Origin of the sequence: Bradyrhizobium sp. 172, assembly GCF_023101065.1 — a bacterium.
Lineage (GTDB): Bacteria > Pseudomonadota > Alphaproteobacteria > Rhizobiales > Xanthobacteraceae > Bradyrhizobium > Bradyrhizobium canariense_D.
The window spans coordinates 4,313,372-4,339,307 of sequence record NZ_CP064701.1; the positions used below are offsets into that span (position 1 = coordinate 4,313,372).

Below are 25,936 nucleotides of genomic sequence, written 5' to 3' on the forward strand. Positions count from 1 at the left end.
GCGGTTTTGATTTGGCGAGGTCAGTTCAATGCAAAGCGCGATCGTCCTCGGCGGCGGCATGATCGGCGTCAGCGCGGCGCTGCACCTGCAGCAGCGTGGCTGGTCCGTCACGCTGATCGACCGCAGAGAGCCGGGCCGAGAGACCAGCTACGGCAATGCCGGCATGATCCAGGCGGAAGCGGTGCGCCCCTACCCGATGCCGCGCGACCTCGCCACGCTCCTGAAGATCGCGACCGGCCGCACCAACGACGTGCGTTACAGCCTGTCTTCGCTTCATCTCCATATCGAGCCCCTGCTTCGCTATTGGTGGCATTCGGCGCCGAAGCGGCATCGTGAGGCGATCGACGCCTGGGCGCGGCTGATCGCCTACGCGACGGCGGAGCACGACATCCTCATTCGCGAAGCCCACGCCGACAATCTGATCCGCCGCGCGGGATACCGGCACCTGCATCGCGACGCAGCTTCGTTCGATCTCGCCGTCAAGGCGGCGGAAGAAGACCAGCGCGAATTCGGCGTGAGGTTTCGTGCGCTCTCGGGCGCCGAGCTCGCCAAGGCCGAACCTGTCCTGCGCGACGACCTGCCCGGCGCGATCCATTGGCTCGACACCTGGACCGTGTCCGATCCCGGCGCGCTGGTCACGGCCTATGCCGATCTGTTCGAGCGCCTCGGCGGCACCATCGTGCTCGGTGATGCCCAAAGCCTTCATCAGACCGCCACCGGCTGGTCGGTCAAGACAGACCATGGGCGCGTCGACGCCGCCCACGCCGTCGTGACGCTCGGGCCGTGGTCGCCCGATCTCCTGCTCAAATTCGGCTATCGCATCCCGCTGGTGCGCAAGCGCGGCTACCACATGCATTACAGCGGCGGCGCCTCGCTCGATCTGCCGCTGGTCGACAAGGCCGGTGGCTACGCCATGGGTCCGATGGCGAAGGGTATCCGCATCACCACCGGCGCGGAGCTGACCGGCCTGGACGCGCTCGCAACGCCCCTGCAGCTCGCCAGCGCGGAAGCTTCCGCGCGCGAGCTGATCGACCTCGGCAAGCGGGTCGAGCCCGACCCATGGTTCGGCACCCGCCCCTGCACGCCCGACATGCTGCCGGTGCTCGGCCCTGCCCCACGCCATGCCGGCCTCTGGATGAACTTCGGCCACGGCCACCAGGGCTTTACGCTTGGACCCGCGACCGGCCGCCTGCTCGCGGAGATGATGAGCGGCAAAACGCCCGCGATCGATCCCACGCCGTACCGGCCGGAGCGGTTCTAAGCCCTCGCAGCGAAAGAAAAAGGGCTGATCGAGGATCTCGACCAGCCCTATTATTTCAACATCTGACGGCGCTCGGCACCGTCACATGCAGATCAATCCGTCGTGACCGCCGTTTCCATGTCGGTCGGATCGATCTGCCGGGCGAGGTTGGCGTTGAGCTTGTCGCGATCGAGCTCGCCCTCCCACCAGGCGACGATCACGCAGGCAACGCCATTGCCGCACAGATTGGTCAGCGCGCGGCACTCGCTCATGAACTTGTCGATGCCGAGCACGATCGCCATGCCCGGCACGAGGCGCGGATCGACCACGGCGAGCGTCGCCGCCAGCGTGATGAAGCCCGCGCCCGTGATGCCGGAGGCGCCCTTCGAGGTCAGCATCGCCACCACCAGGATGGTGAGCTGCTGGCCGAAGGTGAGATCGAAGCCCAGCGCCTGCGCGATGAACAGCGTCGCCAGCGTCATGTAGATGTTGGTGCCGTCAAGATTGAACGAATAGCCCGTGGGCACCACGAGGCCGACCACCGACTTGGAGCAGCCGAGGCGCTCGAGCTTTTCCATCAAGGACGGCAACGCGCTTTCCGAGGACGAGGTGCCGAGCACAATCAGCAGCTCGTCCTTGATGTAGGCGAGGAACTTGAAGATGGAGAAGCCGGCGAAGCGCGCGATGATTCCGAGCACGACGAATACGAACAGCGCCGCGGTCAGGTAGAACGTCGCGATCAGGCCGACCAGGTTGAGGATCGCCCCGGTGCCGAACTTGCCGATGGTGTAGGCCATCGCGCCGAAGGCACCGATCGGGGCTGCGCGCATCACGATGGAGATGACGCCGAACACCGCATGCGCGGCGTCGTCGATGAACGAGCGGATGGTGTGGCCGCGTTCACCGAGCCCCATGATGGCGAAGCCGAACAGCACCGAAAACAGCAGCACCTGCAGGATCTCGCCTTGCGCGAAGGCGCCGACGACGGTGTCCGGAATTATGTGCAGCACGAAGTCGACCGACTTCTGGCCTTCGGCCTGCTTGGCGTAGTTGGCGACGGCCTGCGCATTGGCGGCGGCACCGCCGAAGCCCGCACCCGGCTTCACCAGATTGCCGATGACTAGGCCGATCACCAGTGCGAAGGTCGAGACGATCTCGAAATAGACCAGCGCCTTGACGCCGATGCGGCCGACCTTCTTGGCGTCCTGGATATGGGCGATGCCCGAGACAACGGTGCAGAAGATGATCGGCGCGATCACCATCTTGATCAGCTTGATGAAGCCGTCGCCGAGTGCCTTGATCCACTCATTGGTGGCGACCGACGGCCAGAGCCAGCCGACGATGGCGCCGAGCACGATCGCGATCAGCACCTGGATATAAAGTACCTTGTACCACGGCTTGGCGGCGGGCGGCGCGACCGGCGCCCCCACCATCGTTGTCGTCGTCATTGTTTCACTCCCCCTCAAAACGCCAGGCCAGCCAAGATCAACTTGGCCGGCCCTGTCAATCGGAACTGCTCGATATTGCGCGCTTTACCCGCGATCGACCACCCGGCGTATCGCCGGCATCAACGTCGCGCCCAGCGCGTTCTTGACCAGCGACGCCGCAACGAACGGCATCAGGCCGACCTGCCACGCCTTTGCGGCGCCCAGGCCGAGACCGAAGGCCAGCCAGCCAAAGCCCGCGGCCAGAATGAGGATGTGGCCGGCCGCCATGGCCGCAAACAGCAGCGTTACGCTGCGATCCCAGCCGCGCTCGGCGAGCCAGCCGGTGACGAAGGCGGCGCCAATGAAGCCGAACAGATAGCCCGCGGTCGGGCCCACCAGCGGTGCAATTCCACCGACAGGGCCGGCGAACACCGGCAGGCCCATTGCACCCTCGGCGAGGTAGGCGATCATGGTTGCGCTGCCAAGCCGCCAGCCATAGGCGGCGCCGATCATCAACACGACCAGCGTCTGCAATGTCATGGGCACGTAAGGCAGCGGCAGGTTCACCTTGGCTGACAGCGCCATTAAGGCGGTGCCGAGCGCAATCAGCACGACAGCGCGCAAGGCGCCGACGGTTTCACCCGGCCGGATCGGCCACATCAATGCGGCGAGAGGAGAATGCGTGGCGGTAGAGGGGACGGAACGGTCAGACAAGTTGCACTCCAGAAGGCGGGCGAAAACTGGCGGCTATTTAAGCCAGTGAGCGATCCGGTCAACTGCTTCCCGCATCTCCGCAGCCGAACGCGCATAAGAGAGCCGTATGAATGAACGACCATGGATGGGATCGAAGTCGAGGCCCGGCGTGACCGCGACATGGGCCTGTTCGAGCATCTGCTTGGCGAACTCGAAACTGTCGGAGGTGAAATCCGAGACGTCCGCATAGAGATAGAACGCGCCGTCGGCCGGCAGAAATCTGGTCAGGCCGGCCTTGGGCAATCCCTCGATCAGGATGCGCCGGTTTTCCTGATAGCCGTGCTTGATCTCCTCCATCTCGGCCGCGCCGTCGAAGGCCGCTTCGGCCGCGATCTGCGACAGCGACGGCACCGAGATCGACAGGTTCTGCTGCAGCCGCTCGATCGGCCGCACCAGAATCTCGGGCACGACCATCCAGCCGACGCGCCAGCCCGTCATGCAGAAATACTTCGAGAACGAGTTGATCACGAGCGCGTGGTCCGACAGCGCCGCAGCCGTCACGGCGGGAAACGCGTAGTCGAGCCCGTGATAGATCTCGTCCGAGATGAAACGGATGCCGGCGTCTTCCGCCGCAGCGATCAGGCCGGCGAGCGCCTCGCGGGACATCATCGTCCCGGTCGGATTGGCGGGACTGCCGACCAGCACGCCCTTCAGCGGCGCCTTGCGATGGGCGGCCAGCAGCGCCTCGCCCGTCAGCGCATGGCGGGTCTCGTTCGTGGTCTCGATCAGCACCGGCTCGCAGCCGAGCGCGGTAAGGATATGACGGTACGGCGGATAACCCGGCACCGTCACGGCAACGCGGTCGCCCGGCTCAAACATCGCCAGGAAAGCCAGAATGAACCCGCCGGAGGAGCCGGTGGTCACTACGACCCGCTCGGGGCTGACGTCACAGCCATAGGCATCGCGATAATGCCGCGCGATGCGCTCGCGCAAGGAGGGGATGCCGAGCGCTGAGGTATAGTCGATCCGCCCGGCCTCGAGCGCCACATGGGCGGCTGCAATCGCGGTCTTAGGCGCGCCGGCGGCGGGCTGGCCAACCTCCATGTGGATGACATGGCCCCCGGCCGCCTCGATTCGGGCCGCCGCGGCCATCACGTCCATCACCATGAACGGGGGAACATCGCTGCGGCGGGAGGCCGCGAGCCACTGCCCCAACCGGTTCCTCAAGGTCGCATCGTGCATCGATTTCTGCTATTCGCTGGCGGGGCCGATCCGTCCGACCCGGGAAAAACGGGGTGCTTGCGCCCCAGACTGGCCGCATTGTACGGCTCATAAGGGGAACGGCTCAAAAGGGCATATCGCGTATCCGGTCCGCCGCCAATCGCCAAAACCAATCACGAAACTGCTCGACCAAGACTGCTCGACCAAGAATGCTTGACCAGCCTGCTGATAAGACCGTTTGACCCAGACCGCTTGATGTTGTTCCAGATCGCATTGCGCAAGAAGGCCACCGCCCTCATCTCCCTCCTCGCGGCGGCTGCGATCGCGCTGACGCCGTTCTCGGCCGCGCATGCGCAGGCCAAGGGGCCGCCGGTCCTGCGCGACACCGAAACCGAGCAGCTGCTGCGCGAATACACCCGCCCGATCCTGCGGGTCGCCGGCCTGGAGAAGCAGAACATCCAGATGGTGATCGTCAACGAGGGCTCGTTCAACGCGTTCGTCGCCGATGGCCGCCGCATCTTCGTCAATTACGGCGCGATCCTCCAGTCGGAAACGCCAAACCAGATCATCGGCGTGCTCGCGCACGAGACCGGGCATCTGGCCGGCGGCCATTTGTCCAAGCTGCGCGAGCAGCTCGCCAACGCCCAGACCCAGATGATCATCGCCATGCTGCTCGGTGCTGGCGCGATGGCGGTCGGCAGCACCCGCGGCAGCGGCAGCGCCGGCAACAATGGCCTTGCCAATGCAGGAGCCGCCGCCCTTGCCGGCCCGCAGGAGATGATCCGCCGGACCTTGCTGTCCTATCAGCGCCAGCAGGAGGAGAACGCCGACCGCGCCGGCGTGAAATTCCTGACTGCGACCCAGCAGTCGCCGAAGGGCATGTACGAGACCTTCAAGCGCTTCACCAGCGAGAGCCTGTTCGCGGCTCGCGGCGCCGATCCCTATCTCCAGTCGCACCCGATGCCCGCCGAGCGCGTCGCTTCACTGCAGGAGTTCGCCAGCGCCAGCCCTTATTGGGACAAAAAGGACGATCCCGCGCTCCAGCTGCGCCACGACATGGTGCGCGCCAAGATCTCCGCCTTCATGGAGCGGCCGGAAACGGTGTACCGCCGCTATCCCCTGACCAACGACAGCATGCCGGCGCGCTATGCCCGCGCCATCAGCACCTATCTGCACGGGGATTTGCGCAGCGCGCTCACCCAGATCGACGCGCTGATCCAGGTCCAGCCCAACAACGCGTATTTTTACGAGGTGCGCGGCCAGGCCCTGCTGGAGGGCGGCAAGCCGGCGGAGGCGATCCCGGCCCTGCGCAAGGCTGTCGCACTTTCGAACAACGCGCCCCTCATCGAGATGTTACTTGGGCAGGCTCTGGTTGGGTCCGATAATAAGGCCTACACCGATGACGCCGTTCGGATTCTCCGGGCCGCGGTCGCACGGGAACCGGAGGCCGTGCTCGGCTACATGCAGCTCGCGATGGCGTATGGCCGGAAAGGCGACTATGCCGAGGCGGATCTGGCGTCGGCGCAGGCCGCCTATCTGCGCGGCGACAACAAGACCGCCCGCGAGCTTGCGACGCGCGCGAAAACCCGTTTCGGCGTCGGCACGCCCGGATGGGTCAAGGCCGACGACATCGTGGCGTCGAAACCGCCGCGCAACTGACAAGACCAAGACGATCTTACAAGACGACGCCTTACGCCACGACGCCTTACGAAACGACGTCACGACACCGAGCTTAAGTCCGCCGGGACGTTTTCCGAAACCTGCTTTGGATAAGAGGATTTGCCTATGCCTTCGCTGCGCCTGCTTGCTCCCGCGCTGTTTGCGCTCGCCATGTTCGGCGCAGCCGCGCCCGCGTCGGCCGACAGCTTCTCCGATGCCCAGCGCACGGACATCGAGGCGATCATCAAGAACTATCTCGTCACCCATCCCGAGGTGCTCGAGGAAGCGATGACCGAGCTCACCAAGCGCCAGGCCGCGGCGGAGACGCAGAAACACGAGGCCAGCGTCGCTCAGAATTCCGATGCGATCTTCAACTCACCGCGCCAGGTCGTGCTCGGCAACAAGGACGGCGACGTCACCTTCGTCGAGTTCTTCGACTACAATTGCGGCTACTGCAAGCGCGCGATGGACGACATGCTCACCCTCATGAAGGCCGATCCGAAGCTGAAGGTGGTGCTGAAGGAGTTTCCGGTACTGAGCCAGGGCTCGGTCGAAGCGGCCCAGGTCGCCGTCGCGGTGCGCATGCAGGATCCCTCCGGCAAGAAGTACCTCGACTTCCACCAGAAGCTGCTCGGCGGTCGTGGCGCGGCCGACAAGGCGCGCGCACTTCAGGCGGCCAAGGAAGCTGGCCTCGACACCGCTCGAATCGAGAAGGACATCGGCAGCGCCGAGGTGCGCAGCACCATCGAGGAGAACTTCAAGCTCGCCGAAGCAATGGGCATGAACGGCACGCCGAGCTACGTGATCGGCAAGCAGATCGTTGTCGGCGCCGTCGGCGTCGATAGCCTGAAGGAAAAGATCGCTGTGGCCCGCTGCGGCAAGGCGACCTGTTAAAAAGGCGACCTGCTAACAAGGCGACCTGCTAACAAGGCGACTTGCTGATCAGCGATCTGACTGATCAGCGATCTGCTCTACAACTTCACGCATGCAAAAGGCCGGCTGAAAAGCCGGCCTTTTCATTGCGCCGAAATTTGGCGCACGCATTCATCTGGCATTCAACAAACAAAAGCCTCGGAACCACCGAAGTTCCGGAACAACTCAAATCTCCTTTCGTTGTCGGCGCGGGCAATGACGCAAATGAACCCGTGAGGAGAATTCCATGTCTAACCGCTTTATGATCTCGGTTGCCACACTCGCGCTCGTCGCGGGCACCGGTCTGGCGAACGCACAGGGCACCATGAACCGCGACAGCGGTGGCGGCGCCGGTGGTGCGCAGACGCAGCATTCGCAGCCCTCCGGCGGCGCCGCCGAACGCGGCGGCTCGATGGGTAAGGAATCCGCCCATGAGAAGGGCACCGTCGGCCAGGCCGGCGGCTCCAGCAGCATGAAGTCCGGCACGTCCGCCGAGGACAAATCCTCCGGCGCAACAAAGGACGAGCACTCCGGCCGCGAGATGAACAAGAACGCGGCTGAGGACAAGTCCGGCGCCACCAAGGGCCAGCACACCGACGAACGCGCGCAGGGTCAGCAGGACAAGTCCAAGAGCATGAGTCAGGACACGAGCAAGTCCGGCGCCAAGGACCAGAAGGACATGAAGGCTGAGGGCGCCAAGAGCGGCACCAGCAGCACCAACAATGCCGAGAACCAGAAGGGTACCGAGACGCGCACCAACCAGAACGCTCAGGGCCAGACCGGCACCAGCACCAACCAGAACACGCAGGGTCAGAGCAGCACCAACACGACGGTCGGTCAGGCCGGCGCGGGCGCCAAGCTCTCGACCGAGCAACGCACGCAGATCACCTCGGTGATCCGCGAGGAGCACGTGCGTCCGGTGACCAACGTGAACTTCTCGATCTCGGTCGGCACCCGCATTCCGCGCGAGGGTATTGAGCTGCACACCCTGCCGTCCCGCGTCGTGACGATCTATCCGGAATGGCGGACCTATCGCTACGTCCTGGTCAAGGATGAGATCGTGATCGTGAATCCGGACACCTATGAGATCGTGGCTGTCCTGAACACGTAAGACGATACCCGGCAACCATCGGGGGCGGGCAGCAATGCCCGCCCCTTTGCCGTTCGGCCGGCAGCCATGCTTCGGACTGGTTAACAAGCAATTTCCGTAGCTTCCACACAGATTTTTGCACCCCGGATGAGGTATCTGAAGCCACCTCGGAGGTCCTTCAAGGCTTCCCCTCACGCGCTTTGTTACCTATAACCCCCGCCACGCTGAAGCAGCTCTTGCGGGATTGGAATGGCCGAACCAGCAACCGACACGATCCTTGTCCTGAACGGGCCGAACCTCAACATGTTGGGGACGCGCGAGCCCGAGAAGTACGGGCATGCGTCGCTGGCCGACGTCGAGGCGCTGTGCCGGGAGACGGCGGCGACGTTCGGCCTCAAGGCCGACTGCCGGCAGTCCAACCGCGAAGGCGAGCTGATCGACTTCATCCACGAGGCACACGCCCGCAAGATGAAGGGCATCATCATCAATGCCGGCGGCTATTCGCACACGTCGATCGCGCTGCACGACGCGCTGCTCGCGGTGCAGATCCCGACGGTCGAAGTGCACGTCACCAACATTCACGCCCGCGAGAATTTCCGACATCACTCCTACACCGCGCGCGCGGCCTTCGCCTCCCTCTGCGGTTTCGGCATCGAGGGCTACCGCCTCGCCATCCAGGGCCTTGCCGCCAAGCCCGGCATCAAGCCCAAAGCCTGACGCTCCCCTTCACACAGAACATTCGGATCAAACAACATGGCGCGCCAGCCAGACGACAAAGCAGCCGCAAAGTTTTCCAGCGAGGATTCTGCCCTCGTCCGCGAGCTCGCCTTGCTGCTCGATGAGACCAGCCTCACCGAAATCGAGATCGAGCGTGCCGGCCTGCGCCTGCGCGTCGCCCGCAATATCAGCGTCGCCGCGACCATGCCGATGCAGATGGCAGCTGCCCCCGCCGCGCTCCCGGCGGCCGCAGCTGCCGCCGCGCCTGCCGCTGCCGACCTGTCGAAGCATCCCGGCGCCGTGACCTCGCCGATGGTCGGCACCGCCTATTGGGCGCCGGAGCCCGGCGCCAAGCCGTTCATCGAGGTCGGCAGCAAGGTCTCGGTCGGCCAGACGCTGCTGATCATCGAAGCCATGAAGACCATGAACCAGATCCCCTCGCCGCGCGCCGGCACGGTGACGCAGATCGTGATCGAGGACGGCCAGCCGGTCGAGTACGGCGAGCCGCTCGTGATCATTGAGTGACGTTCGAGGGCGGTCTCATCGCCCTCGCCGCTTTCCGCGCGTCAGTCCAATAAGGACACCATGTTCGACAAGATCCTCATAGCCAATCGCGGCGAGATCGCCCTTCGCATCCTCAGGGCCTGCAAGGAGCTCGGGATCGCGACCGTCGCCGTGCATTCAACCGCCGACGCCGACGCCATGCATGTGCGCCTGTCGGACGAGAGCGTGTGCATCGGGCCGCCGGCCTCCAAGGACAGCTATCTCAACGTGCCCGCGCTGCTCGCGGCCTGCGAGATCACCGGGGCCGATGCCGTGCATCCCGGCTACGGCTTCCTGTCGGAAAACGCGCGCTTCGCCGAAATCCTCGCTGAGCATAATCTGCATTTCATCGGCCCGAAGGCCGAGCACATCCGCCTGATGGGCGACAAAATCGAGGCCAAGAGGACCGCCAAGAAGCTCGGCATTCCCGTGGTGCCCGGCTCCGACGGAGGGGTCGGCCCCAACGACGACGCGATGGCGATCGCCAGGAAGATCGGCTTCCCCGTGCTGGTCAAAGCCGCGGCGGGCGGCGGCGGCCGCGGCATGAAGGTGGCCGAGAGCGAGGCCGATCTTCAGGTCGCGCTGTCGACGGCCGCCAACGAGGCCAAATCCGCCTTCGGCGATGCTTCCGTCTACCTCGAGAAATATCTGCAGAAGCCGCGTCACATCGAGATCCAGATCCTCGGCGACGGCCGCGGCGGCGCGATTCATCTTGGCGAACGCGACTGCTCGCTGCAGCGACGCCACCAGAAGGTCTGGGAGGAAGGCCCCTCGCCCGTGCTGACCGCGGCTGCGCGCGCCAAGATCGGCGAGACCTGCGCCAAGGCGATGCGCGAGATGAAATATCTCGGCGTCGGAACGATCGAGTTCCTGTTCGAGGACGGCGAGTTCTACTTCATCGAGATGAACACCCGCATCCAGGTCGAGCATCCCGTCACCGAGAGCATCACCGACATCGACCTCGTGCTGGAGCAGATCCGCATCGCCGCCGGCGGCGACCTGCCGGCGAGGCAGGACGAGGTCCAGGTCATCGGCCACGCGATCGAGTGCCGCATCAACGCCGAGAATCCGCAGACCTTTCGTCCTTCGCCCGGCCGCATCACGCAATATCACCCGCCCGGGGGGCTCGGCGTGCGGATCGATTCCGCAGTCTATCAGGGCTATACGATCCCGCCTTATTACGACTCGCTGGTCGGCAAGCTGATCGTGCACGGCAAGACCCGCGGCGAGTGCCTGATGCGGCTGCGCCGGGCGCTGGACGAGATGGTGGTCGAGGGCATCGAGACCACCCTGCCGCTGTTCCGCGCTCTGGTGCGCGAAGACGACATCATCAACGGCGACTATCACATCCACTGGCTGGAACAATATCTCGCCAACAAGGCGGAACCCGCCCCGAAGTAGCCGTCCTTTCCCGTGGAACCCTTTGGCCCCAATCGCGTTTGGCACGATGGGGACAGTTCCGAGGGGCGTTTTGAAGTCCGGCAAGCCTGATCGAGCGAGACCGTCGTGATCGCTGACGCGCAGCGGCGGCGTAGATTCTGGCAGATCCTGCTGTTCGCAGCCGGTCTCATGGTGCTGACCGTGATCAGCGCCGGCTCCGTCTACCTCGTCAACAAGGCGAGAGACGACAGCAAATGGGTGATTCACACCATCGAGGCGGAGAACCAGATCAACGCCCTCCTGCTGGAAATCCGCCGCGCCGAGAGCACCGCCCGGGGTTACCTTCTGACACAAGGCGAGGATTTCAAGGTCGACCATGACAAGGCCGTGGCGGCCATCGTCCCGGCTCTCGACAGGCTCACGCGCCTGATCGGCGACAATCCGGAGCAACGCCAAAGCATCGAGAAGCTGAGCGCGGCGATCGAGACTAGGCTCGGCCAGTTCGTGCAGGAGATGGACTTCATCCGGCGCGGCGAGCCGGAGAAGGCCGCAGCGCTGGTCCGCGAGATCGCCTCCACGGACACCACGGCCGCGATCGCCAATGTCGCGACCGGGATGATTCAGGAGGAGGAACGGCTGTTCCGGCTGCGAACGGTCAATTCGGACCGCAGCCAGACCCTGGCCGCGTCGATGACCGGCATCGGCTCCGGCCTCGTCGTGCTGCTGGCCCTGATCTCGATCTGGCTGGTGCGGCGCTCGGCCCTTGCCCGCGACGATGCCGAGGCGCGCCTGCGCGATGCCAATGTCAATCTGGAGGGCGTGGTCGACGAACGCACGGCCGATCTGCGCGAAGCCAACAACGAGATCCAGCGCTTTGCCTATATCGTCAGCCACGATCTGCGCTCGCCACTCGTCAACATCATGGGCTTCACCAGCGAGCTCGAAGAGCTCGGCGGCGACATTTTCCGCCGTATCGGCAGCCTCACCCATGTCCCGGCCGACGGGCCGCCGTTGCCGGACGGCGAGATCGCGCTCGAAGGTCCGGACAAGCAGCTGTCAGAGGATTTTTCCGAAGCGCTGGGCTTCATCAAGTCGTCGATCGCCAAGATGGACCGCCTGATCTCGGCGATCCTCAATCTCACCCGCGAGGGCCGGCGCGAGTTCCAGCCGGAAAAGATCGACACGCGCGAGCTGATCGAAGCGATCGTATCGACGCTGGCGCATCAGGCCGCCGAAGCGCAGGCCGAGATCCACGTCGCGCCGCTGCCGGATCTCGTCAGCGACCGCCTGGCGCTGGAGCAGATCTTCTCCAATCTGATCGACAACGCCATCAAATATCTCAAGCCCGGCGTCCCCGGCGAGATCAGAATCCGCGGGCGCACCAAGCTCGGCTACGCTATCTTCGAGATCAGCGATAACGGCCGCGGCATCGACGCCAAGGACCACCAGCGGATCTTCGACCTGTTTCGCCGCGCCGGAACCCAGGACAAGCCCGGTCAGGGCATCGGTCTTGCGCATGTGCGTGCACTTGTGCGTCGCCTCGGCGGCACCATGTCGGTATCATCGGAACTGAATACGGGCAGCACGTTCACCATCACGCTGCCCATCACCTGGAACGCCAGCAACCGGAACGCGGATCAATGACTCAACCCGTCACCATCATCATGATCGAGGACGACGAGGGCCACGCGCGGCTGATCGAGCGGAACATCCGGAGGTCCGGCGTCAACAACGAGATCATTTCCTTTGCCAACGGCACTGAGGCGATGAAGCACCTGTTCGGGCCCGACGGCAGCGGGCTCGTGCAAAAAGGCAATGCGCTCCTGATCCTGCTCGATCTCAACCTCCCCGACATGACCGGGATCGACATTTTAAAGCAGATCAAGGAGAACAAATACCTGAAGGCCTCGCCCGTGGTGGTGCTGACCACCACCGACGATTCCCAGGAAATCAAACGCTGCTACGAACTCGGCTGCAACGTCTACATCACCAAGCCCGTGAACTACGAGAATTTCGCCAATGCCATCCGGCAGCTCGGCTTGTTCTTCTCGGTCATCCAAGTCCCACCCGCCGCCCCATGAATCAACGTACGCCCACACTGCTCTACATCGACGATGACGGGGCGCTGGCGCGCTTGGTCGATCGCGGCCTGACACGGCGCGGCTACAAGGTCGTTCACGCCGCAAGCGGCGAGGAAGGCCTCGAGCACATCCGCCGCGCGGCCACGACCGGCGGTATCGACGTGGTGGCGCTCGACCAATACATGCCCGGCCTCGACGGACTGGAAACGCTGGAGCAGATCATGGCGATCCCGGGCGCGCCGCCGGTGGTCTTCGTCACGGCCTCACAGGATTCCAGCATCGCGGTGACGGCGCTGAAGGCGGGCGCGGCCGATTATCTCGTCAAGGACGTCAAGGGCGACTTCATTCCCCTGCTTCACGTCGCGGCCGATGGCGCGCTGCGCCAGGCCGAATTGCAGAAGGCGCGCGAGGAAGCCGAAGCCGAGATCCATGCCTCGCGCGACCGCTACGCTGCTCTTGCAGCCGAACGCGAGCTGCTATTGCGCGAGGTCAACCACCGCGTCGGCAACTCGCTGCAGATCATCGCCTCCCTCCTGCACCTGCAGGCCAGCTCCGCCGCGCAGGACGAGGTCAAGGCTGCGTTGACCAATGCGATGGGCCGCGTGGCCGCAGTCGCGCAAGTGCACCGCCGCCTCTACACCTCGCAAGACCTGAAGAGCGTGGTCCTGAACCAGTATCTGGACTCGCTGCTCGAGGATCTGCGCCGCTCGGCCGAGGGCAACCGGATGTCGCGCCTGACGCTGAAGGCCGAACCGATCGAGATCGATCCGGACCGTGCAGTCGCCGTCGGCATCATCGTCAACGAGCTGGTGATGAACGCGGTAAAATACGCCTACCCTGACGGCGCCGGCCCGATCCATGTGGAGCTGACCTCGCAGGGCGACGATCTCCTGCTGTCGATCAGCGACGATGGCGTCGGCGACAACGTCAAGGCCGATCCGCGCTCCACCGGCATGGGCCAGCGTATCGTCGCAGCCATGGCCAGCAAGCTCGACGCTTCGGTCGAGCGCGACCCCAACCATTCCGGAACCCGCGTCATGTTGATGTTCCGCCGTGTCCCGGCTGCCGCCGGCAAGCCGGCTGCTGCCGCAGCGAACTGATCCGCACCGCCCATCGCAACCGCCTTGCGATCCTGCTATTATGGCGCGCCATGACTTCGCGCGACTCTGCCCCGTCTGAAATCACACCAGCCGTGCTGCTGCGCGCCTATGCCTGCGGCATCTTTCCGATGGCCGAAAGTGCCGATGATCCCACCCTGTTCTGGGTCGAGCCGGAGTTGCGCGGCGTCATCCCACTCGATGGTTTTCGCGTGGCCTCGCGGCTCGCGCGCACCGTGCGTTCGGATTCATTCCGCGTCACCGTCAATACCGCCTTCAAGGCCACGATCGCCGGCTGCGCCGCACCCCAAGCCGGGCGCGAGGACACCTGGATCAACAAGCGCATCCGCGACCTCTATGGCGGGCTGTACGAGCTCGGCCATTGCCACAGCGTCGAGGCCTGGCAGGGCGAGGACCTCGTCGGCGGCCTTTACGGCGTCAGTCTGGGCCGGGCTTTTTTCGGCGAAAGCATGTTCCACACCGCACGCGATGCCTCCAAGGTCGCATTGGTGCATCTGGTCGCGCGGCTCATCCATGGCGGCTTCGAGCTGCTCGACACCCAATATGTCACCGAACACCTGAAGAGTTTTGGCGCGGCCGAGATTTCGCGGCGGCGCTACACCGCGCTGCTCGACAAGGCGCTCGCGGGCGAGCCTGGCGATTTCCTGAGGCTCTCGGCCGGCGAAGCGATCCCGGGCGCGCGCGCGCTCGAGATCATCGCTGCGCGGCAATAATCAGCAATTACCGGCCAAACCCGGGGAAACCGAACAGACCAGGCCGCTGCTCGGGCGGCGGAGGTGGTGGCGGCGGTGCCGGCTGCTGCTGCTGGATCGGCGGTAACGGCTGCGGCGGACGCTGCTGCACCTGCTTGGGCGCGGCCTTCTTCTGCGCGGGCGGCGGCGGTGCCGGCTTGGTGCCGGGATCCGGTGCCGCGGTCGCAATCGTTTGCTGCGGATCTTTGCAGTCGGTGAGCCAGATATCGTAGATCGGGTGCTCGACGCCGTGCAGGCCCGGACTTGCCGCGTACATCCAGCCCGAGAAGATGCGCTTCACCTCACCCTGCAAGGTGATCTCGTCGACCTCGACGAAGGCGTCGGTGTTGGCGGCCTCGGTCGCCGGCCGCGTGTAGCAGGCGTCGGTTTTGACGCGCAGCGCCCCGAATTGCACGGTCTCGCCGATCTCCTCGTCGAAGTTGATGATGCGCCCGGTGATCTTGTCGAGGCCGGAGAAGGTCGCTTTCTTGTTCACGATCTTCTGGGCCGGCGGCTCGGTGACGACTTCGTCGCCCGGCTGAAGGCTCGCCGGCGTCTGCGGGACAGCGCCGCCCGGTCCGCCCTTCTGCTGTGGCTGGCGCTGACCGGGCGCACCCGGGGCGCCTTGCGGATTGGGCGGAGCGACCGCGACGGGCGGCGGCTGGTTTGGCGGAGCGGCGCTAGAACCGGGCGGCGGCGCCAGAGGTTGGGTCTCGACCGGCCCCGGCATCACATTGCCCTGCCGGCCCGGCGGTGGCGCCATCGGACGTGACGGCAGCACACGGCCCTGCGGCGGCAGCTCCGGCACCTCTTCGTCGTCATCGGGGATCTGCGGCTGCGGCTGGGGCTGGCCACGCGGAATGGTGCCGGGCGGCCGCAGCGGCGGCGGATCGGAGAAGATCGTGCCGATCTGCGCCTGCGCCGGCGTCGCAGCCGTCAGTGCGGTGGCGGCCAGAAGCGCCGCAAGACCTGTCAGGGTAAATGTTCGAAACATATCTCGCGCGGCTTCAACAGCGAATCGGGCTTGCTGGAGGACATTCTACAGGGGCTACCGCCGCTCGCAGGCCATCCGGTTAACACGGCGAATACGGCGGGGGAAGGGCGGCATCCCTGCCCTTCCCGGCCCGGTCTGGCCAGATCGGCCCCCGGATGGAATAGTCGAGCACGCTTCCCGGCGGCCGAGGCGGCCCGCCCCCGAAAAGAACTCCAACGATAACTGGAAACCCAGAGGTCGCTCCCCATGCCCGTTGTGCTCGATCCCGATGCCGCCGCCGTCTACAAGGCCTTCCAGGAGGCCGGCCGGCCCGCCTACGAGACCCTGACCGCGCCGGAAGCGCGGGCCTATTACGCGCAGGCGCGCTTTGCGACCAATCCCGAGCCACCTGACCTCGCGCGCGTCACGCCGCTGTCGATCCCGGCACCGCACGGCGCCATTCCCGCGCGCCTCTATGTTCCGAAAGAGCCGCGCCGGTATGATGGCTTGTCCCCGGCGCTGGTGTTCTTCCACGGCGGCGGCTGGGTGATCGGCGATCTCGACTCCCATGACGTCGTCTGCCGCCAGCTCGCCGACGCCGGCGCGCTGATCGTGATCTCGGTGGACTACCGCCTCGCGCCCGAGCACAAATTTCCCGCCGCCATCGATGACGCGATCGCCGCGACCAAATGGGTCGCCGCCAACGCGCGCGAACTCGGCATCGACGCCTCCCGGCTTTCGATCGGCGGCGACAGCGCCGGCGGCAATCTCGCCGCAGTCGTCGCGCTCGCCGCGCGCGACGGCGACGGTCCGGCCATCGCGGGCCAGTTGCTGATCTACCCGGCAACCGATTTCGCCATGACGCACGGCTCTCACCGCGAACCCGAGACGAGCGTGCTGCTGACGCATTCGGTGATCCGCTGGTTCTGCGACCATTATCTCAACGGCGCCGCCGATATCCACGACTGGCGCGCCTCGCCGGCACGGGCGACAAACCTGGCCGGCCTGCCGCCGGCCTATGTGCTGACCGCCGGTGCCGATCCCCTGCGCGACGAAGGCGACGAATATGCCGAGCGGCTGAGGCAGGCCGGCGTGGCCGTGGCCTACAAGCACTATCCCGGCCAGTTCCACGGCTTTCTCACGATGGGGAAATTGCTGCGAGAGGCCAATGTCGCCGTAAGCGAGATCGGCGCGTGGCTGAAAGGATTGGCCTGAACGCCATTCCCGATGCCGCCCGTTCTTCAAAGCATATTCGCCCTCCCGCTGCGCGGTCTGACATGGCTTGGCGGCCAGGGCACCCGCGCGGTGGCCGCCGTCGTGTTCATCGCGCTCGCGGTGCCGCCGCTCGGGGCGTTGCTGCGCCCCTACGTCACCGAGGCGATCTTCGTTCTGCTCTGCATCTCCTTCATGCGGGTCGACCTTGCCGCGCTCACCGGCCATCTGCGCCGGCCGGCGCTGGTCGCGACCGCGACCGTCTGGACCATGATCGGCGTGCCTGTGATCATCGGGCTGATCGTCCATGTCACCGGGCTCACGGCGCGCGCGCCCGACCTTGCCCTGGCGTTGATGCTGCAGAGCATGGCCTCGCCGATGATGGCCGCACCGGCGCTGGCCGCGCTGATGGGCCTCGAGGCCACGCTGGTGCTGGTCACGCTGGTGAGCGCGACTGCGCTGGTACCGTTCACGGCATCGCTGTTCGCAAGCCTGTTCCTCGACGGCATGCTCAGCATCTCGCCGCCTGCGCTGGGCTTGAAGCTGCTCGGCATCCTCGCCGCATCGCTCCTCGCCGCCACCGTGGTCCGATATATCTTCGGCGCGGCCGCGATCCAGCGCCACAGGCAGCCGATCGACGGCTTCAACATCGTCATCCTGCTGGTCTTCGCGACCGCGATCATGGGCGACGTCGCGAGCGATCTCGTCGCCCGGCCGGTCTCCACCCTCGGCTTCGCGGCTCTCGCCTTCGCGATCTATTTCACGCTGCTCGCCGTCACGACGCTGCTGTTCCGCCGCATCGGCTATGAGCGCGCGCTGGCGCTCGGGCTGATGGTGTCACAGCGCAATCTGGGCCTGATGCTCGCCGCGACCGCCGGCGCGCTGCCGCCCACCACCTGGCTCTATTTCGCGATGACGCAGTTTCCCATTCACCTGGCGCCCTACATGCTGATGCCGATCGCGCGGCGCTTGACGGCGCGCGCGCAGGCCTCGGGCGCTGCGGCGACCGGCGGCAAGGCCGCATCGGGCTGAACCAATCCGCAAGCCTTGCCAACACGCAAGTCATGACCGCTCTGCCATCGCGAGGCCGCTGGTGACCCAGCGAATGTCGTCACGCAGCGCGCCAATGTCCCTTGTGAATATCAAACTTCACGGCGCCTTCGTCACGCATCTTCAACAGGAGCGATTGGCAGTCGTCCTGATTCTTGATGTTCACGCGCTTCATGACTTCGAAGGTCTTCAGAGGTTTTTCGCGAAGGGCAATCAGAATCTTTTCTCGATCGGTCATTGGGGTTCCTTGCATCGGATCGGCGACGGTACGTGTTGTACACATCGTCTACAACGGGTGCATTCGCTTGACGAGGTCCGTTCCGGCTCCAAAAGGGGAAATGCCGCGCAATATGCAAGTCTGCTCAAATATCCAAGTGTGCTCACCTGCTCAAGCGGGCTCTCCAACTCGATCAATTCTCCCTACCCGGCCCTTGCCGCGCGCCGCAGCGCTTGCGGCGGCTGGCCGAAGGCGCGGATGAAGGCGCGCCGCATGCGCTCGGGATCGCGGAAACCGGTTGTCTCCGCGACGAGTTCGATCGCCTCGCGCGAGGACTGCACGCGCTCGCGCGCGACCTCGATGCGCAAGCGCTCGATGGCCTTCGAGGGCGTCGTGCCGGTCTCGGCGGCAAAGGCGCGGGCAAAATGCCGCGCGCTCATGCCGGCACGGTCGGCGAGATCTTCGACAGTCAAGCGAGCGTCGAGGTTCTCGCGCGCCCAGGACAGCAGCGCACCGAAGCGGCCGTTCGGCGTCTTCAATTCCAGAAGTGACGAGAACTGCGACTGGCCGCCGCTGCGGCGATGATACAGCACGAGCTGCCGCGCCGTGTCCTGCGCGATCTGCTCGCCGTGATCTTCCGTTACCATCGCGAGCGCAAGGTCGATGCCGGCCGTGATGCCGGCCGACGTCCACACATTGCCGTCGCGGGTGAAAATCTGGTCCGGCTCGAACTTCACCTTGGGATAGCGCGCGACGAAATCCCGCGTGCGTCCCCAATGCGTGGTGGCGCGGCGGCCGTCGAGCAGGCCTGCTTCGGCGAGCACATAGGCGCCCGAGCAGACGCTCGCGACCCGCACGCCGCGCCGCGCCAGCCGCTGCACGAAGGCGCGCGTGACCTCGCAGCGCGCGGCATCCGTCACGCCCGCGCCTCCCGCCACGACCAGCGTCGTGATCGCATTGGCCGACTTGAAGTCGCGCGCCATCATCTCCACGCCCGACGAGCTGCGCACCGGCCCCGCGCTCACCGCCAGCACGCGGATCCCGGTCGTCGTCTTGCCCGTGCAGCGCGCCGCGATCTCGAACACGGAGATCGGGCCGGCCGCATCGAGCAACTGGAAGTCCGGGAAGATCAGGATGCCGATCATGGTCATGTCCGAAAGCGAGGGAAATACGCCATTCTGGACGGAAAGGCATCATGAGAGGCTGCTTCCGTCAAGCTCATAATTGGAGGCTCTCATGTCGTCCCCGCTCCAGATCGGTCTCTTGGTGTTTCCGCGCGTCACCCAGCTCGATTTCACGGGCCCCTTGCAGGTGTTCTCCTCCGTGCCCGGCGCAAAACTGCATTTGATCTGGAAACGGATCGAGCCCGTGCCGAGCGATTCCGTGCTGACGCTGACGCCGACCACGACATTCGCCGACTGCCCGCAGCTCGACGTGATCTGCGTGCCCGGCGGCGGCGGCACCAACGATCTGCTCAATGACGAGGAGGTGCTCGGTTTCCTGCGCCGGCAGGCCGAGGGTGCCAAATACGTCACCTCGGTCTGCACGGGATCGCTGGCGCTCGGCGCCGCCGGCCTCTTGAAGGGCTATCGCGCCGCCACGCATTGGAGCGCGATGGAGATGCTCGCTCAGTTCGGCGCGACGCCGACCAAGACGCGCGTCTGCGTCGACCGCAACCGCATCACCGGCGGCGGCGTCACCGCGGGAATCGATTTCGCGCTGACCCTGGTGTCGATCATGGTCGATCGCACCATCGCGGAGGCGATCCAGCTTCAGCTCGAATACAATCCGGCCCCGCCGTTCAATGCAGGCTCGCCGGATACCGCGCCGGCGGAGGTGCTGGCATTACTCAGGGAGCGCGGCGCAGCGAACCAGGCTCGCCGCCTCGAAGCGGTGAAGCGTGCGGCCGAGCGGATGACCTAGTCTCCACTCTCGTGTCCCGGACGCGCTGCAGCGCGTAGCGGTGCTGCGCAGCGTCCGGGGCACGCGAAATCCAGTCGCCCGTCTACCAAAGAAAAAGGCCGCCCGGTTTCCCGAGCGGCCTTTCCTGTCTTACGGCGGCTGCACATTTCATCGGGCGATTTCGGAGCTTCCAGACCGGGGGCCTATCTCCCGATCGAGTCCTGGTCGGCGGCCGCTGCATTTCGGGACAGTCGCGAACTGTTGCCCGAACCGAACGCGATGGTCTCCCATCTCCGTAAGATGCGACCATTGAGCCGCATCGCCCGCGTGGCTGCAACCCCCGCGCAGGACTCATCCCCGCTGTTCCCGTTGTCCACAGTAAAGCGAGGCGGATGCGGCTGCATCCACTCCCACGACAAGGGTGAGACGGGAATCGGAAGGCTAGCTCGGCGTCCAGGGCTGATAGTCGCCGGTCGCCTTCGGCCGCTTGCCGCTGGCGAGCGTCGAGCCCGCGGGACGGTAGGCGTTGGCCGTGCCGGTGAGATTGGGCTGGTGCGGCTTTTCCCATTCGCGCGGCTGGTAGTTGTCCTGCGTCGGCGGCACGTCGACGGTGTGATGCATCCAGCCGTGCCAGGACGGCGGGATACGGCTGGCCTCGGCGTAGCCGTTATAGACCACCCAGCGGCGCTCGAAGCCGAGCACCGGGTCGATCGCCCCGCCGCGGGTGCGATAATAGAGGTTGCCCTGCTCGTCCTGGCCGACCAGCTCGCCGTAGCGCTTGGTCCAGAGTTGGGTGCCAAACGTCTGGCCATTCCACCAGGTGAAAAACTTGAGGAAGAACTGTTTCATGCGGCAAGGGCCCTGCTTCGTCGGGTCCTGATGCCATCCGGACGGCGAAATGTCCAGTTCGGCGCGGGCGGCAATGCCCCGCTGCAGATGCGGTCCCCGGCACGGAACGCTGCCGCAAATCGGACGCGATCCGTTCATGCCGGATACAGCGTCGCCATGAGAACTTTTCGTCGCACGCAAACCCCCGTGATCCCAGGAACTCCGGCCCTTTCATGGGGTTTGCTTCCGGGAAAAGGAGTTTTGATCATGAAAAGTCTGAAAGTCTTGAGCACGGCTGCGGCAGTGACATTGGTTATCCCGTTGGCGACGCCGAGCTTTGCCCAAAGTCGGGCCGCAGCGGTCGGCGGCGGCGGAGCACACTTTGGTGGCGGCGGCGGCGGAGCACACTTCGGTGGCGGCGGCGGCGGAGCACGCTTCGGTGGCGGCGGCGGCGGCGGGGCACATTTCGGTGGCGGCGGCGCCCGCATGGGCGGCGGCAACTTCGGCGGCAACTTCGGCGGCGCGCGGATCGGCGGCGGCGGCGGCAATTTCGCGGCCGGCGCAGCAGTACGTCCGGGCGGTGGCAGCTTCGCAGCCGGCACGGTGAGCCGACAGGCCTTCTCGCCGTCCTACAGCGGTACACGCAGCGTCGCGACTGCGGGCAACTGGCAGGGCGGTGGCGGCAATTGGAGTGGTCGTCACTGGCATCATCGTCACGGCGGCGGCTTTTGGCCCGGGTTCGCGGCCGGCGCTGCGATCGGCGGCCTCGGCTCGTACGCCTATTACGGCGGCGGATATTACGACGACCCCTACTATTACGGCGACAGCTACTATGATGAACCGACAGTGGCCGTGGTCCCCGATGGCGGCGGCGACTCCGCGGCCTACTGCGCGCAGCGCTACAAGTCCTACGATCCGGCGTCCGGCACCTATCTGGGCTATGACGGCCAGCGTCATCCCTGCCCGTAACAGGACCTGAAACACTTGAAGAAGAAGGCGTCGCAGCGATGCGGCGCCTTTTTCATTCAGGCGCCTCACCTGTTTCGCTCGCCTCGTATTCGTCATCGGCAAGTGTCGCGTACAATCGATGCGAGCGGACCTTTATTCACCGCACCGTGCATATCTACCCTTATCCAATCCCAAATTGACCCGACGCGCGATTCACCTGTATCAACTTGGCTGTGGGGACTTCGATGACTGGGAAGTGTCATGCCGCGCATTCTCGTGGTTGATGACGATCCGATGGTCGGCGCGACCATCGAGGTCCTCCTCCAACGTCAGGGCTTCGACGTCACGTTGACTGACGGCGGAGAAACGGGTTTGGCTGCGCTCGAAACACAGAATTTCGACGTGATGCTGGTTGACATCTTCATGCCGCATATGCGCGGCTTCGAGTCCATTCGCATCTTTCACGAGCGCGCGCCGGCGGTTCCGCTAATCGCGATGTCCGGCTACGCCTTCGCATCATCCGCCTCGCCCTCTCCCGACTTCCTCCGGATGGCGCTGGAGCTTGGCGCGACCCGCTGCCTGCGCAAGCCGTTCACGCCGGACACGCTGCTGACCACGATCCGGGAATGCATCGCCGTGCCGGGCGATGGCTCGCAGCCGAAGGACAAGAAAGAAGTCCCTTGATCCCAACGCAGCGCGTCATTCTCGGTGCTGGACTTGCCATCCTCCTGATCATCACCGCGGCCTCGATCGGCCTCGACGTCAAGTCACGGTCCGATGCGGCCTGGGTCAATCACACCGTCGAGGTGCTGAAGAAGATCTCCGACCTGCGCGTGCTGATGCGCAGTGCCGAGAGCGCCGCACGTGGCTACGAGATCTATCGCAACCCGAGCTTCAGCGAAGAATTCCAGGCGGTGCACGCCCGGATCGCACCGGCACTCGCCGATCTCAAGCGCAGCGTGCGCGACACTCCCGAACATGTCGCGCTGCTCGAGGGCACCGAGCCGCTGGCGCTGCGCCGGATCGAGATCGCCGCCGAAGTGATGCGCCTGCGCGCCGGAAACGATCAGGCCGGCATTGCCGCAGTCCAGGGCAAGGGCGAGGGCCGTGGCCTCATGGACACGGTGATGGGCAATTTCGATCATTTGAGCGCAGAGGAAGAACGATTGCTCGCGGCGCGCTCCCAGGATTCGCGCCGCACCGGCATCGTGCTGCTCGGCATCGACGTCGCCGGCGCGTTGGTGATCCTGCTGCTGGTCGTGATGATGATGCGCGAGAGCCGGCGCAGTGAGGGCGCACTCAAGAGCACGCTAATGGAGACCACGGCCGCCAAGCAGCAGCTCGAGGCCGCGGTGGCCGAGCGCACCGAGCATCTGGTCACCGCGCATGACGAGCTGCGCCTCTCGGTCAACGTGCTCCAGAGCACCTTTCACAGCATGGCGGAGGCGGTGCTGGTCATCGATGCCGAGGGCAATGTCCTTCTGTCCAATCCCGCCGCCGAGCGCATGCTGCTGCACCGGACCGGCATGAACCTGCGCAATCTGCGCGCGATGTCCATCGTGCTTCACGGCGACGGCGTCACCCCGCTCAAGGCCGACGAGTTACCGTCGGCACGCGTGCTGCGTGGCGAGCCGTTCGAGAACATGGAGATGATCGTCCGCCCGCACAGCGGCAATGCTCCCCGTCATCTCATGATCAGCGGCCGGCCGATGCTGGACGGGAAAGGCAACGTCTCCGGCGCGGTGCTGGTCTATCACGACGCGACCACCTCGCGCGAGACCGAGCGGCAATTGTACCAGTCGCAGAAGCTGGATGCCATCGGCAAGCTCACCGGCGGCGTCGCGCACGACTTCAACAACATGCTGACCGTGATCTCCGGCAATACCGAGACTCTGGTGGCGAGCCTGAAGCAGCAGCCCGAGCTCCAGCGCGTGGCACGCCTGATCGACGAGGCCGCCGAGCGCTGCGCCGAGCTGATTCAGCATCTGCTCGCCTTCGCGCGCAGGCAGCCGCTGCAGCCGCGCAACGTCGAGATCAACGCCGCGGTCGCGGATATCGCGAAACTGCTGCGCCCCACCCTCGGCGAGCAGATCGAGATCGAGACCGTGCTCGAACAGGGGCAGATGACCGCGCACATCGATCCGTCCCGCCTCACCAATGCCCTGCTCAACATGGCCATCAACGCCCGCGACGCCATGCCGAACGGCGGCAAGCTGCTGCTCGAGGCCCACCGCGTCGTGCTCGATCAGGCCTATGCGCAAAGCAATCCCGACGTGCGGCCCGGCCCTTACGTGATGCTCGCCGTCAGCGACACCGGCACCGGCATGCCGGCCGAGGTGCAGCAGCAGGCGTTCGAGCCGTTCTTCACCACCAAGGAGGTCGGCAAGGGAAGCGGCCTCGGCCTTTCCATGGTCTACGGCTTCGTCAAGCAATCCGGCGGCCACATCAAGATCTACAGCGAGGAAGGCCACGGCACCACGATCAAGCTCTATCTGCCGCCGGGCGAAGGCATGACCGAGCCAGTCACCTCTGCCGCACCGCCGGCCGAGGGTGGCGCCGAGACCATTTTTGTGGTCGAGGATGATCCGCTGGTGCGCAACTTCGTCACCGTGCAGCTCCAGAGCCTCGGCTACCAGACTGTCGCCGCACCCGACGGCAAGGCCGCGCTGGAGTTGATCCGGGCCGGCCAGCCGTTCGATCTGCTGTTCACCGACGTCGTCATCCCCGGCGGCATGAGCGGACGCGACCTCGCCGACAAGGTGGCGACGATCCGCCCCGGCGTGAAGGTGCTCTACACTTCCGGCTATACCGACAACGCCATCGTCCACCACGGCAAGCTCGACGACGGCGTCATGCTGCTGACAAAACCCTACCGCCGCAACCAGCTCGCCGCGATGATCCGCAAGGCGCTCGGACACATGCCCACCGGCTAGCGTTTCTGCTTGGCGATATGTCCAATGGCGTTGCAGATGATCCGCGTTGCGCAGATCGCCCCAATATTCTGCGGATCACGCTCCGGCACCAATTCGACCAGATCAAGACCGACAATTCTGGCCTTCGAGGCGACGCCCGCGATCAGGTCTATGACGTCGAAATAGGACAAGCCGCCAGGCTGCGGCAGCAGCACGCCGGGAATGACGGACGGATCCAGGCCGTCGCAATCGATCGTGATCAGGCAGTTCGCGCTGTCCTCGATTGCACTCAGGACGGCTTGAACGCCCCGGCTTTTGACGTCTCGTGCCGTAAAAATCCTGGAGCCCCAGTTCCGCGCGCAACTGAGCTCCTGCAGGCCCGAGCCACCGATACCCCTTAAACCGACCTGCACAATGCGTTCGACCCAAGGCAACTCGCTGGCGCGCCGCATCGTGCTGGAAAACGTATGTGCTGAGCCGTCGCGCTGGTCCTTCCAATCCAGATGCGCGTCGATCTGCAGGATCGTCAGCTTGCCCATGTCTTCGAACGCCTCGAAGAACGGTATGGGGACAGAATCATCTCCGCCGAGCAGCATGGGTACCGCGCCGGACTTCAGGATCTTCCTGGTGGCGGACCTGATTGCATTCCGGTTTTGCTCGGGGGCCTCGGGTGACGTGGCAAGATCGCCGCCATCGACGACCCGGATTTGCTCCGGGTCGAGCAGGATTCCGTCTTGGTCGAAATCCCACCTGGCAAGGTCGGTCTGATAAACGCGCAAAGCATTGCGAATGGCCGCTGGGCCATTCGCGGCATGGCTGGTCCTGCCCTTCAAATGCGGCGTGGCGTCGGCAGCTCCGAAGATGACGACGTCGGCTTCGCCAAGAGGCAGGGCAAGGTCGCACGCCGCGACGCCGAGGAATGTGTTGCGGTCGCTCGCCATAGCCGTCTCGCTGGAGGCACTCAGTCCGGCCGACAGAGCCAATCCGCAACGCCTCCGCGAGTTCCTGACCTGCTCTTGGCCTGCCGCCGAGCCGAGCGGTCGAAGCCGCTCTCGCGGAGGACGTGACCTCATAAACGTCGG

24 protein-coding genes and 1 pseudogene are annotated in these 25,936 nt (G+C 65.2%); 17 read left to right on the forward strand and 8 right to left on the reverse strand.

Translation table 11 applies throughout. The features are described 5' to 3' along the window. Window positions 1-28: 28 nt before the first annotated feature. Window positions 29-1,261, forward strand: a complete 1,233-nt coding sequence (locus tag IVB07_RS20830; protein ID WP_018454475.1) for an FAD-binding oxidoreductase — start codon at window positions 29-31, stop codon at window positions 1,259-1,261. A 92-nt stretch (window positions 1,262-1,353) separates the two neighbouring features. On the opposite strand, the gene IVB07_RS20835 is transcribed toward IVB07_RS20830, so the two are convergent. The 3 genes from IVB07_RS20835 to IVB07_RS20845 form a co-directional block, all read right to left on the reverse strand. Continuing rightward, entirely contained in the window at window positions 1,354-2,688 is a 1,335-nt protein-coding gene (locus tag IVB07_RS20835; protein WP_018454476.1) for a dicarboxylate/amino acid:cation symporter, read from the reverse strand. An 84-nt stretch (window positions 2,689-2,772) separates the two neighbouring features. Then, entirely contained in the window at window positions 2,773-3,327 is a 555-nt protein-coding gene (locus IVB07_RS20840; protein ID WP_018454477.1) for a biotin transporter BioY, read from the reverse strand. A gap of 87 nt (window positions 3,328-3,414) precedes the next feature. Beyond that, window positions 3,415-4,602, reverse strand: coding sequence for an aminotransferase class I/II-fold pyridoxal phosphate-dependent enzyme (locus IVB07_RS20845; RefSeq protein WP_018454478.1), 1,188 nt, complete (start codon window positions 4,600-4,602; stop codon window positions 3,415-3,417). Between the two features lie 234 nt (window positions 4,603-4,836). On the opposite strand from IVB07_RS20845, the gene IVB07_RS20850 reads away from it, so the two are divergent. The 10 genes from IVB07_RS20850 to aat all read left to right on the forward strand — a co-directional run bounded on the left by IVB07_RS20850 (window position 4,837) and on the right by aat (window position 14,794). Continuing rightward, window positions 4,837-6,240: a M48 family metalloprotease gene (locus IVB07_RS20850; protein WP_247766641.1), complete on the forward strand. Its 1,404-nt coding sequence runs from the start codon at window positions 4,837-4,839 to the stop codon at window positions 6,238-6,240. 126 nt (window positions 6,241-6,366) lie between these two features. Next, on the forward strand, window positions 6,367-7,134 hold the full coding sequence (locus IVB07_RS20855; protein ID WP_018454480.1) for a DsbA family protein: 768 nt from the start codon (window positions 6,367-6,369) through the stop codon (window positions 7,132-7,134). A 265-nt stretch (window positions 7,135-7,399) separates the two neighbouring features. Further along, window positions 7,400-8,263, forward strand: coding sequence for a DUF1236 domain-containing protein (locus tag IVB07_RS20860; protein WP_026232742.1), 864 nt, complete (start codon window positions 7,400-7,402; stop codon window positions 8,261-8,263). A gap of 228 nt (window positions 8,264-8,491) precedes the next feature. Next, window positions 8,492-8,959, forward strand: a complete 468-nt coding sequence (gene aroQ / locus IVB07_RS20865) for a type II 3-dehydroquinate dehydratase (protein ID WP_018454482.1) — start codon at window positions 8,492-8,494, stop codon at window positions 8,957-8,959. Window positions 8,960-8,995: 36 nt separating this feature from the next. Further along, window positions 8,996-9,484, forward strand: coding sequence for an acetyl-CoA carboxylase biotin carboxyl carrier protein (gene accB, locus IVB07_RS20870; protein WP_007591611.1), 489 nt, complete (start codon window positions 8,996-8,998; stop codon window positions 9,482-9,484). Window positions 9,485-9,544: 60 nt separating this feature from the next. Continuing rightward, window positions 9,545-10,903: an acetyl-CoA carboxylase biotin carboxylase subunit gene (gene accC / locus IVB07_RS20875; RefSeq protein ID WP_018454483.1), complete on the forward strand. Its 1,359-nt coding sequence runs from the start codon at window positions 9,545-9,547 to the stop codon at window positions 10,901-10,903. A gap of 105 nt (window positions 10,904-11,008) precedes the next feature. Then, window positions 11,009-12,526: a CHASE3 domain-containing protein gene (locus IVB07_RS20880; RefSeq protein WP_018454484.1), complete on the forward strand. Its 1,518-nt coding sequence runs from the start codon at window positions 11,009-11,011 to the stop codon at window positions 12,524-12,526. Continuing rightward, the gene (locus tag IVB07_RS20885; protein ID WP_018454485.1) at window positions 12,523-12,963 is read left to right on the forward strand and encodes a response regulator; all 441 of its coding nucleotides are present in this window, start codon (window positions 12,523-12,525) and stop codon (window positions 12,961-12,963) included. Before IVB07_RS20880 ends, IVB07_RS20885 begins: the two co-directional genes overlap by 4 nt. Beyond that, window positions 12,960-14,063 (forward strand): histidine kinase dimerization/phosphoacceptor domain -containing protein, encoded by a 1,104-nt coding sequence (locus IVB07_RS20890; protein ID WP_018454486.1) that lies wholly within the window; start codon window positions 12,960-12,962, stop codon window positions 14,061-14,063. The genes IVB07_RS20885 and IVB07_RS20890 overlap by 4 nt, the downstream gene beginning before the upstream one ends. Window positions 14,064-14,113: 50 nt before the next feature. Next, the gene (aat, locus tag IVB07_RS20895; RefSeq protein WP_026232743.1) at window positions 14,114-14,794 is read left to right on the forward strand and encodes a leucyl/phenylalanyl-tRNA--protein transferase; all 681 of its coding nucleotides are present in this window, start codon (window positions 14,114-14,116) and stop codon (window positions 14,792-14,794) included. 7 nt (window positions 14,795-14,801) lie between these two features. Here aat and IVB07_RS40570 read toward each other — a convergent pair. After that, window positions 14,802-15,850 (reverse strand): annotated as a pseudogene (locus IVB07_RS40570) (DUF2155 domain-containing protein). A 202-nt stretch (window positions 15,851-16,052) separates the two neighbouring features. Between IVB07_RS40570 and IVB07_RS20910 the strand changes: the two are divergent. Next, complete coding sequence (locus IVB07_RS20910) at window positions 16,053-17,000, forward strand: alpha/beta hydrolase (protein WP_018454489.1); 948 nt, start codon at window positions 16,053-16,055, stop codon at window positions 16,998-17,000. A 12-nt stretch (window positions 17,001-17,012) separates the two neighbouring features. Beyond that, entirely contained in the window at window positions 17,013-18,029 is a 1,017-nt protein-coding gene (locus tag IVB07_RS20915) for a hypothetical protein (RefSeq protein ID WP_018454490.1), read from the forward strand. Between the two features lie 79 nt (window positions 18,030-18,108). On the opposite strand, the gene IVB07_RS20920 is transcribed toward IVB07_RS20915, so the two are convergent. Beyond that, entirely contained in the window at window positions 18,109-18,285 is a 177-nt protein-coding gene (locus tag IVB07_RS20920; RefSeq protein ID WP_018454491.1) for a hypothetical protein, read from the reverse strand. Between the two features lie 182 nt (window positions 18,286-18,467). Beyond that, complete coding sequence (locus IVB07_RS20925) at window positions 18,468-19,409, reverse strand: GlxA family transcriptional regulator (protein WP_026232745.1); 942 nt, start codon at window positions 19,407-19,409, stop codon at window positions 18,468-18,470. 91 nt (window positions 19,410-19,500) lie between these two features. Here IVB07_RS20925 and IVB07_RS20930 point away from each other — a divergent pair, with 91 nt between their 5' ends. Continuing rightward, entirely contained in the window at window positions 19,501-20,187 is a 687-nt protein-coding gene (locus IVB07_RS20930) for a DJ-1/PfpI family protein (RefSeq protein WP_247766642.1), read from the forward strand. Window positions 20,188-20,607: 420 nt separating this feature from the next. On the opposite strand, the gene IVB07_RS20935 is transcribed toward IVB07_RS20930, so the two are convergent. Then, window positions 20,608-21,015 carry an NADH:ubiquinone oxidoreductase subunit NDUFA12 gene (locus tag IVB07_RS20935; RefSeq protein ID WP_026232746.1) on the reverse strand — a complete coding sequence of 136 codons (408 nt, stop codon included), beginning with the start codon at window positions 21,013-21,015 and terminating at the stop codon, window positions 20,608-20,610. 246 nt (window positions 21,016-21,261) lie between these two features. Here IVB07_RS20935 and IVB07_RS20940 point away from each other — a divergent pair, with 246 nt between their 5' ends. From IVB07_RS20940 to IVB07_RS20950, 3 genes are all read left to right on the forward strand, one after another. After that, on the forward strand, window positions 21,262-21,963 hold the full coding sequence (locus tag IVB07_RS20940; protein ID WP_039799071.1) for a BA14K family protein: 702 nt from the start codon (window positions 21,262-21,264) through the stop codon (window positions 21,961-21,963). Between the two features lie 240 nt (window positions 21,964-22,203). Continuing rightward, window positions 22,204-22,626, forward strand: coding sequence for a response regulator (locus IVB07_RS20945; RefSeq protein ID WP_085353532.1), 423 nt, complete (start codon window positions 22,204-22,206; stop codon window positions 22,624-22,626). Then, window positions 22,623-24,875 (forward strand): CHASE3 domain-containing protein, encoded by a 2,253-nt coding sequence (locus IVB07_RS20950; protein ID WP_247338038.1) that lies wholly within the window; start codon window positions 22,623-22,625, stop codon window positions 24,873-24,875. Before IVB07_RS20945 ends, IVB07_RS20950 begins: the two co-directional genes overlap by 4 nt. Here the strand turns inward: IVB07_RS20950 and IVB07_RS20955 are convergent. Further along, on the reverse strand, window positions 24,872-25,795 hold the full coding sequence (locus IVB07_RS20955; RefSeq protein ID WP_247766643.1) for an arginase family protein: 924 nt from the start codon (window positions 25,793-25,795) through the stop codon (window positions 24,872-24,874). The genes IVB07_RS20950 and IVB07_RS20955 overlap by 4 nt on opposite strands. Window positions 25,796-25,936 lie beyond the last annotated feature (141 nt).

Bases quoted from the DNA above. Each gene is read 5' to 3' on its own strand.
- IVB07_RS20830 (WP_018454475.1), top strand. From the start codon at position 29: ATGCAAAGCGCGATCGTCCTCGGCGGCGGCATGATCGGCGTCAGCGCG.
- IVB07_RS20835 (WP_018454476.1), bottom strand. From the start codon at position 2,688: ATGACGACGACAACGATGGTGGGGGCGCCGGTCGCGCCGCCCGCCGCC.
- IVB07_RS20840 (WP_018454477.1), bottom strand. From the start codon at position 3,327: ATGTGGCCGATCCGGCCGGGTGAAACCGTCGGCGCCTTGCGCGCTGTC.
- IVB07_RS20845 (WP_018454478.1), bottom strand. From the start codon at position 4,602: ATGCACGATGCGACCTTGAGGAACCGGTTGGGGCAGTGGCTCGCGGCC.
- IVB07_RS20850 (WP_247766641.1), top strand. From the start codon at position 4,837: ATGTTGTTCCAGATCGCATTGCGCAAGAAGGCCACCGCCCTCATCTCC.
- IVB07_RS20855 (WP_018454480.1), top strand. From the start codon at position 6,367: ATGCCTTCGCTGCGCCTGCTTGCTCCCGCGCTGTTTGCGCTCGCCATG.
- IVB07_RS20860 (WP_026232742.1), top strand. From the start codon at position 7,400: ATGTCTAACCGCTTTATGATCTCGGTTGCCACACTCGCGCTCGTCGCG.
- aroQ (WP_018454482.1), top strand. From the start codon at position 8,492: ATGGCCGAACCAGCAACCGACACGATCCTTGTCCTGAACGGGCCGAAC.
- accB (WP_007591611.1), top strand. From the start codon at position 8,996: ATGGCGCGCCAGCCAGACGACAAAGCAGCCGCAAAGTTTTCCAGCGAG.
- accC (WP_018454483.1), top strand. From the start codon at position 9,545: ATGTTCGACAAGATCCTCATAGCCAATCGCGGCGAGATCGCCCTTCGC.
- IVB07_RS20885 (WP_018454485.1), top strand. From the start codon at position 12,523: ATGACTCAACCCGTCACCATCATCATGATCGAGGACGACGAGGGCCAC.
- IVB07_RS20890 (WP_018454486.1), top strand. From the start codon at position 12,960: ATGAATCAACGTACGCCCACACTGCTCTACATCGACGATGACGGGGCG.
- aat (WP_026232743.1), top strand. From the start codon at position 14,114: ATGACTTCGCGCGACTCTGCCCCGTCTGAAATCACACCAGCCGTGCTG.
- IVB07_RS20910 (WP_018454489.1), top strand. From the start codon at position 16,053: ATGCCCGTTGTGCTCGATCCCGATGCCGCCGCCGTCTACAAGGCCTTC.
- IVB07_RS20915 (WP_018454490.1), top strand. From the start codon at position 17,013: ATGCCGCCCGTTCTTCAAAGCATATTCGCCCTCCCGCTGCGCGGTCTG.
- IVB07_RS20920 (WP_018454491.1), bottom strand. From the start codon at position 18,285: ATGACCGATCGAGAAAAGATTCTGATTGCCCTTCGCGAAAAACCTCTG.
- IVB07_RS20925 (WP_026232745.1), bottom strand. From the start codon at position 19,409: ATGATCGGCATCCTGATCTTCCCGGACTTCCAGTTGCTCGATGCGGCC.
- IVB07_RS20930 (WP_247766642.1), top strand. From the start codon at position 19,501: ATGTCGTCCCCGCTCCAGATCGGTCTCTTGGTGTTTCCGCGCGTCACC.
- IVB07_RS20935 (WP_026232746.1), bottom strand. From the start codon at position 21,015: ATGAAACAGTTCTTCCTCAAGTTTTTCACCTGGTGGAATGGCCAGACG.
- IVB07_RS20940 (WP_039799071.1), top strand. From the start codon at position 21,262: ATGAAAAGTCTGAAAGTCTTGAGCACGGCTGCGGCAGTGACATTGGTT.
- IVB07_RS20945 (WP_085353532.1), top strand. From the start codon at position 22,204: ATGCCGCGCATTCTCGTGGTTGATGACGATCCGATGGTCGGCGCGACC.
- IVB07_RS20955 (WP_247766643.1), bottom strand. From the start codon at position 25,795: ATGGCGAGCGACCGCAACACATTCCTCGGCGTCGCGGCGTGCGACCTT.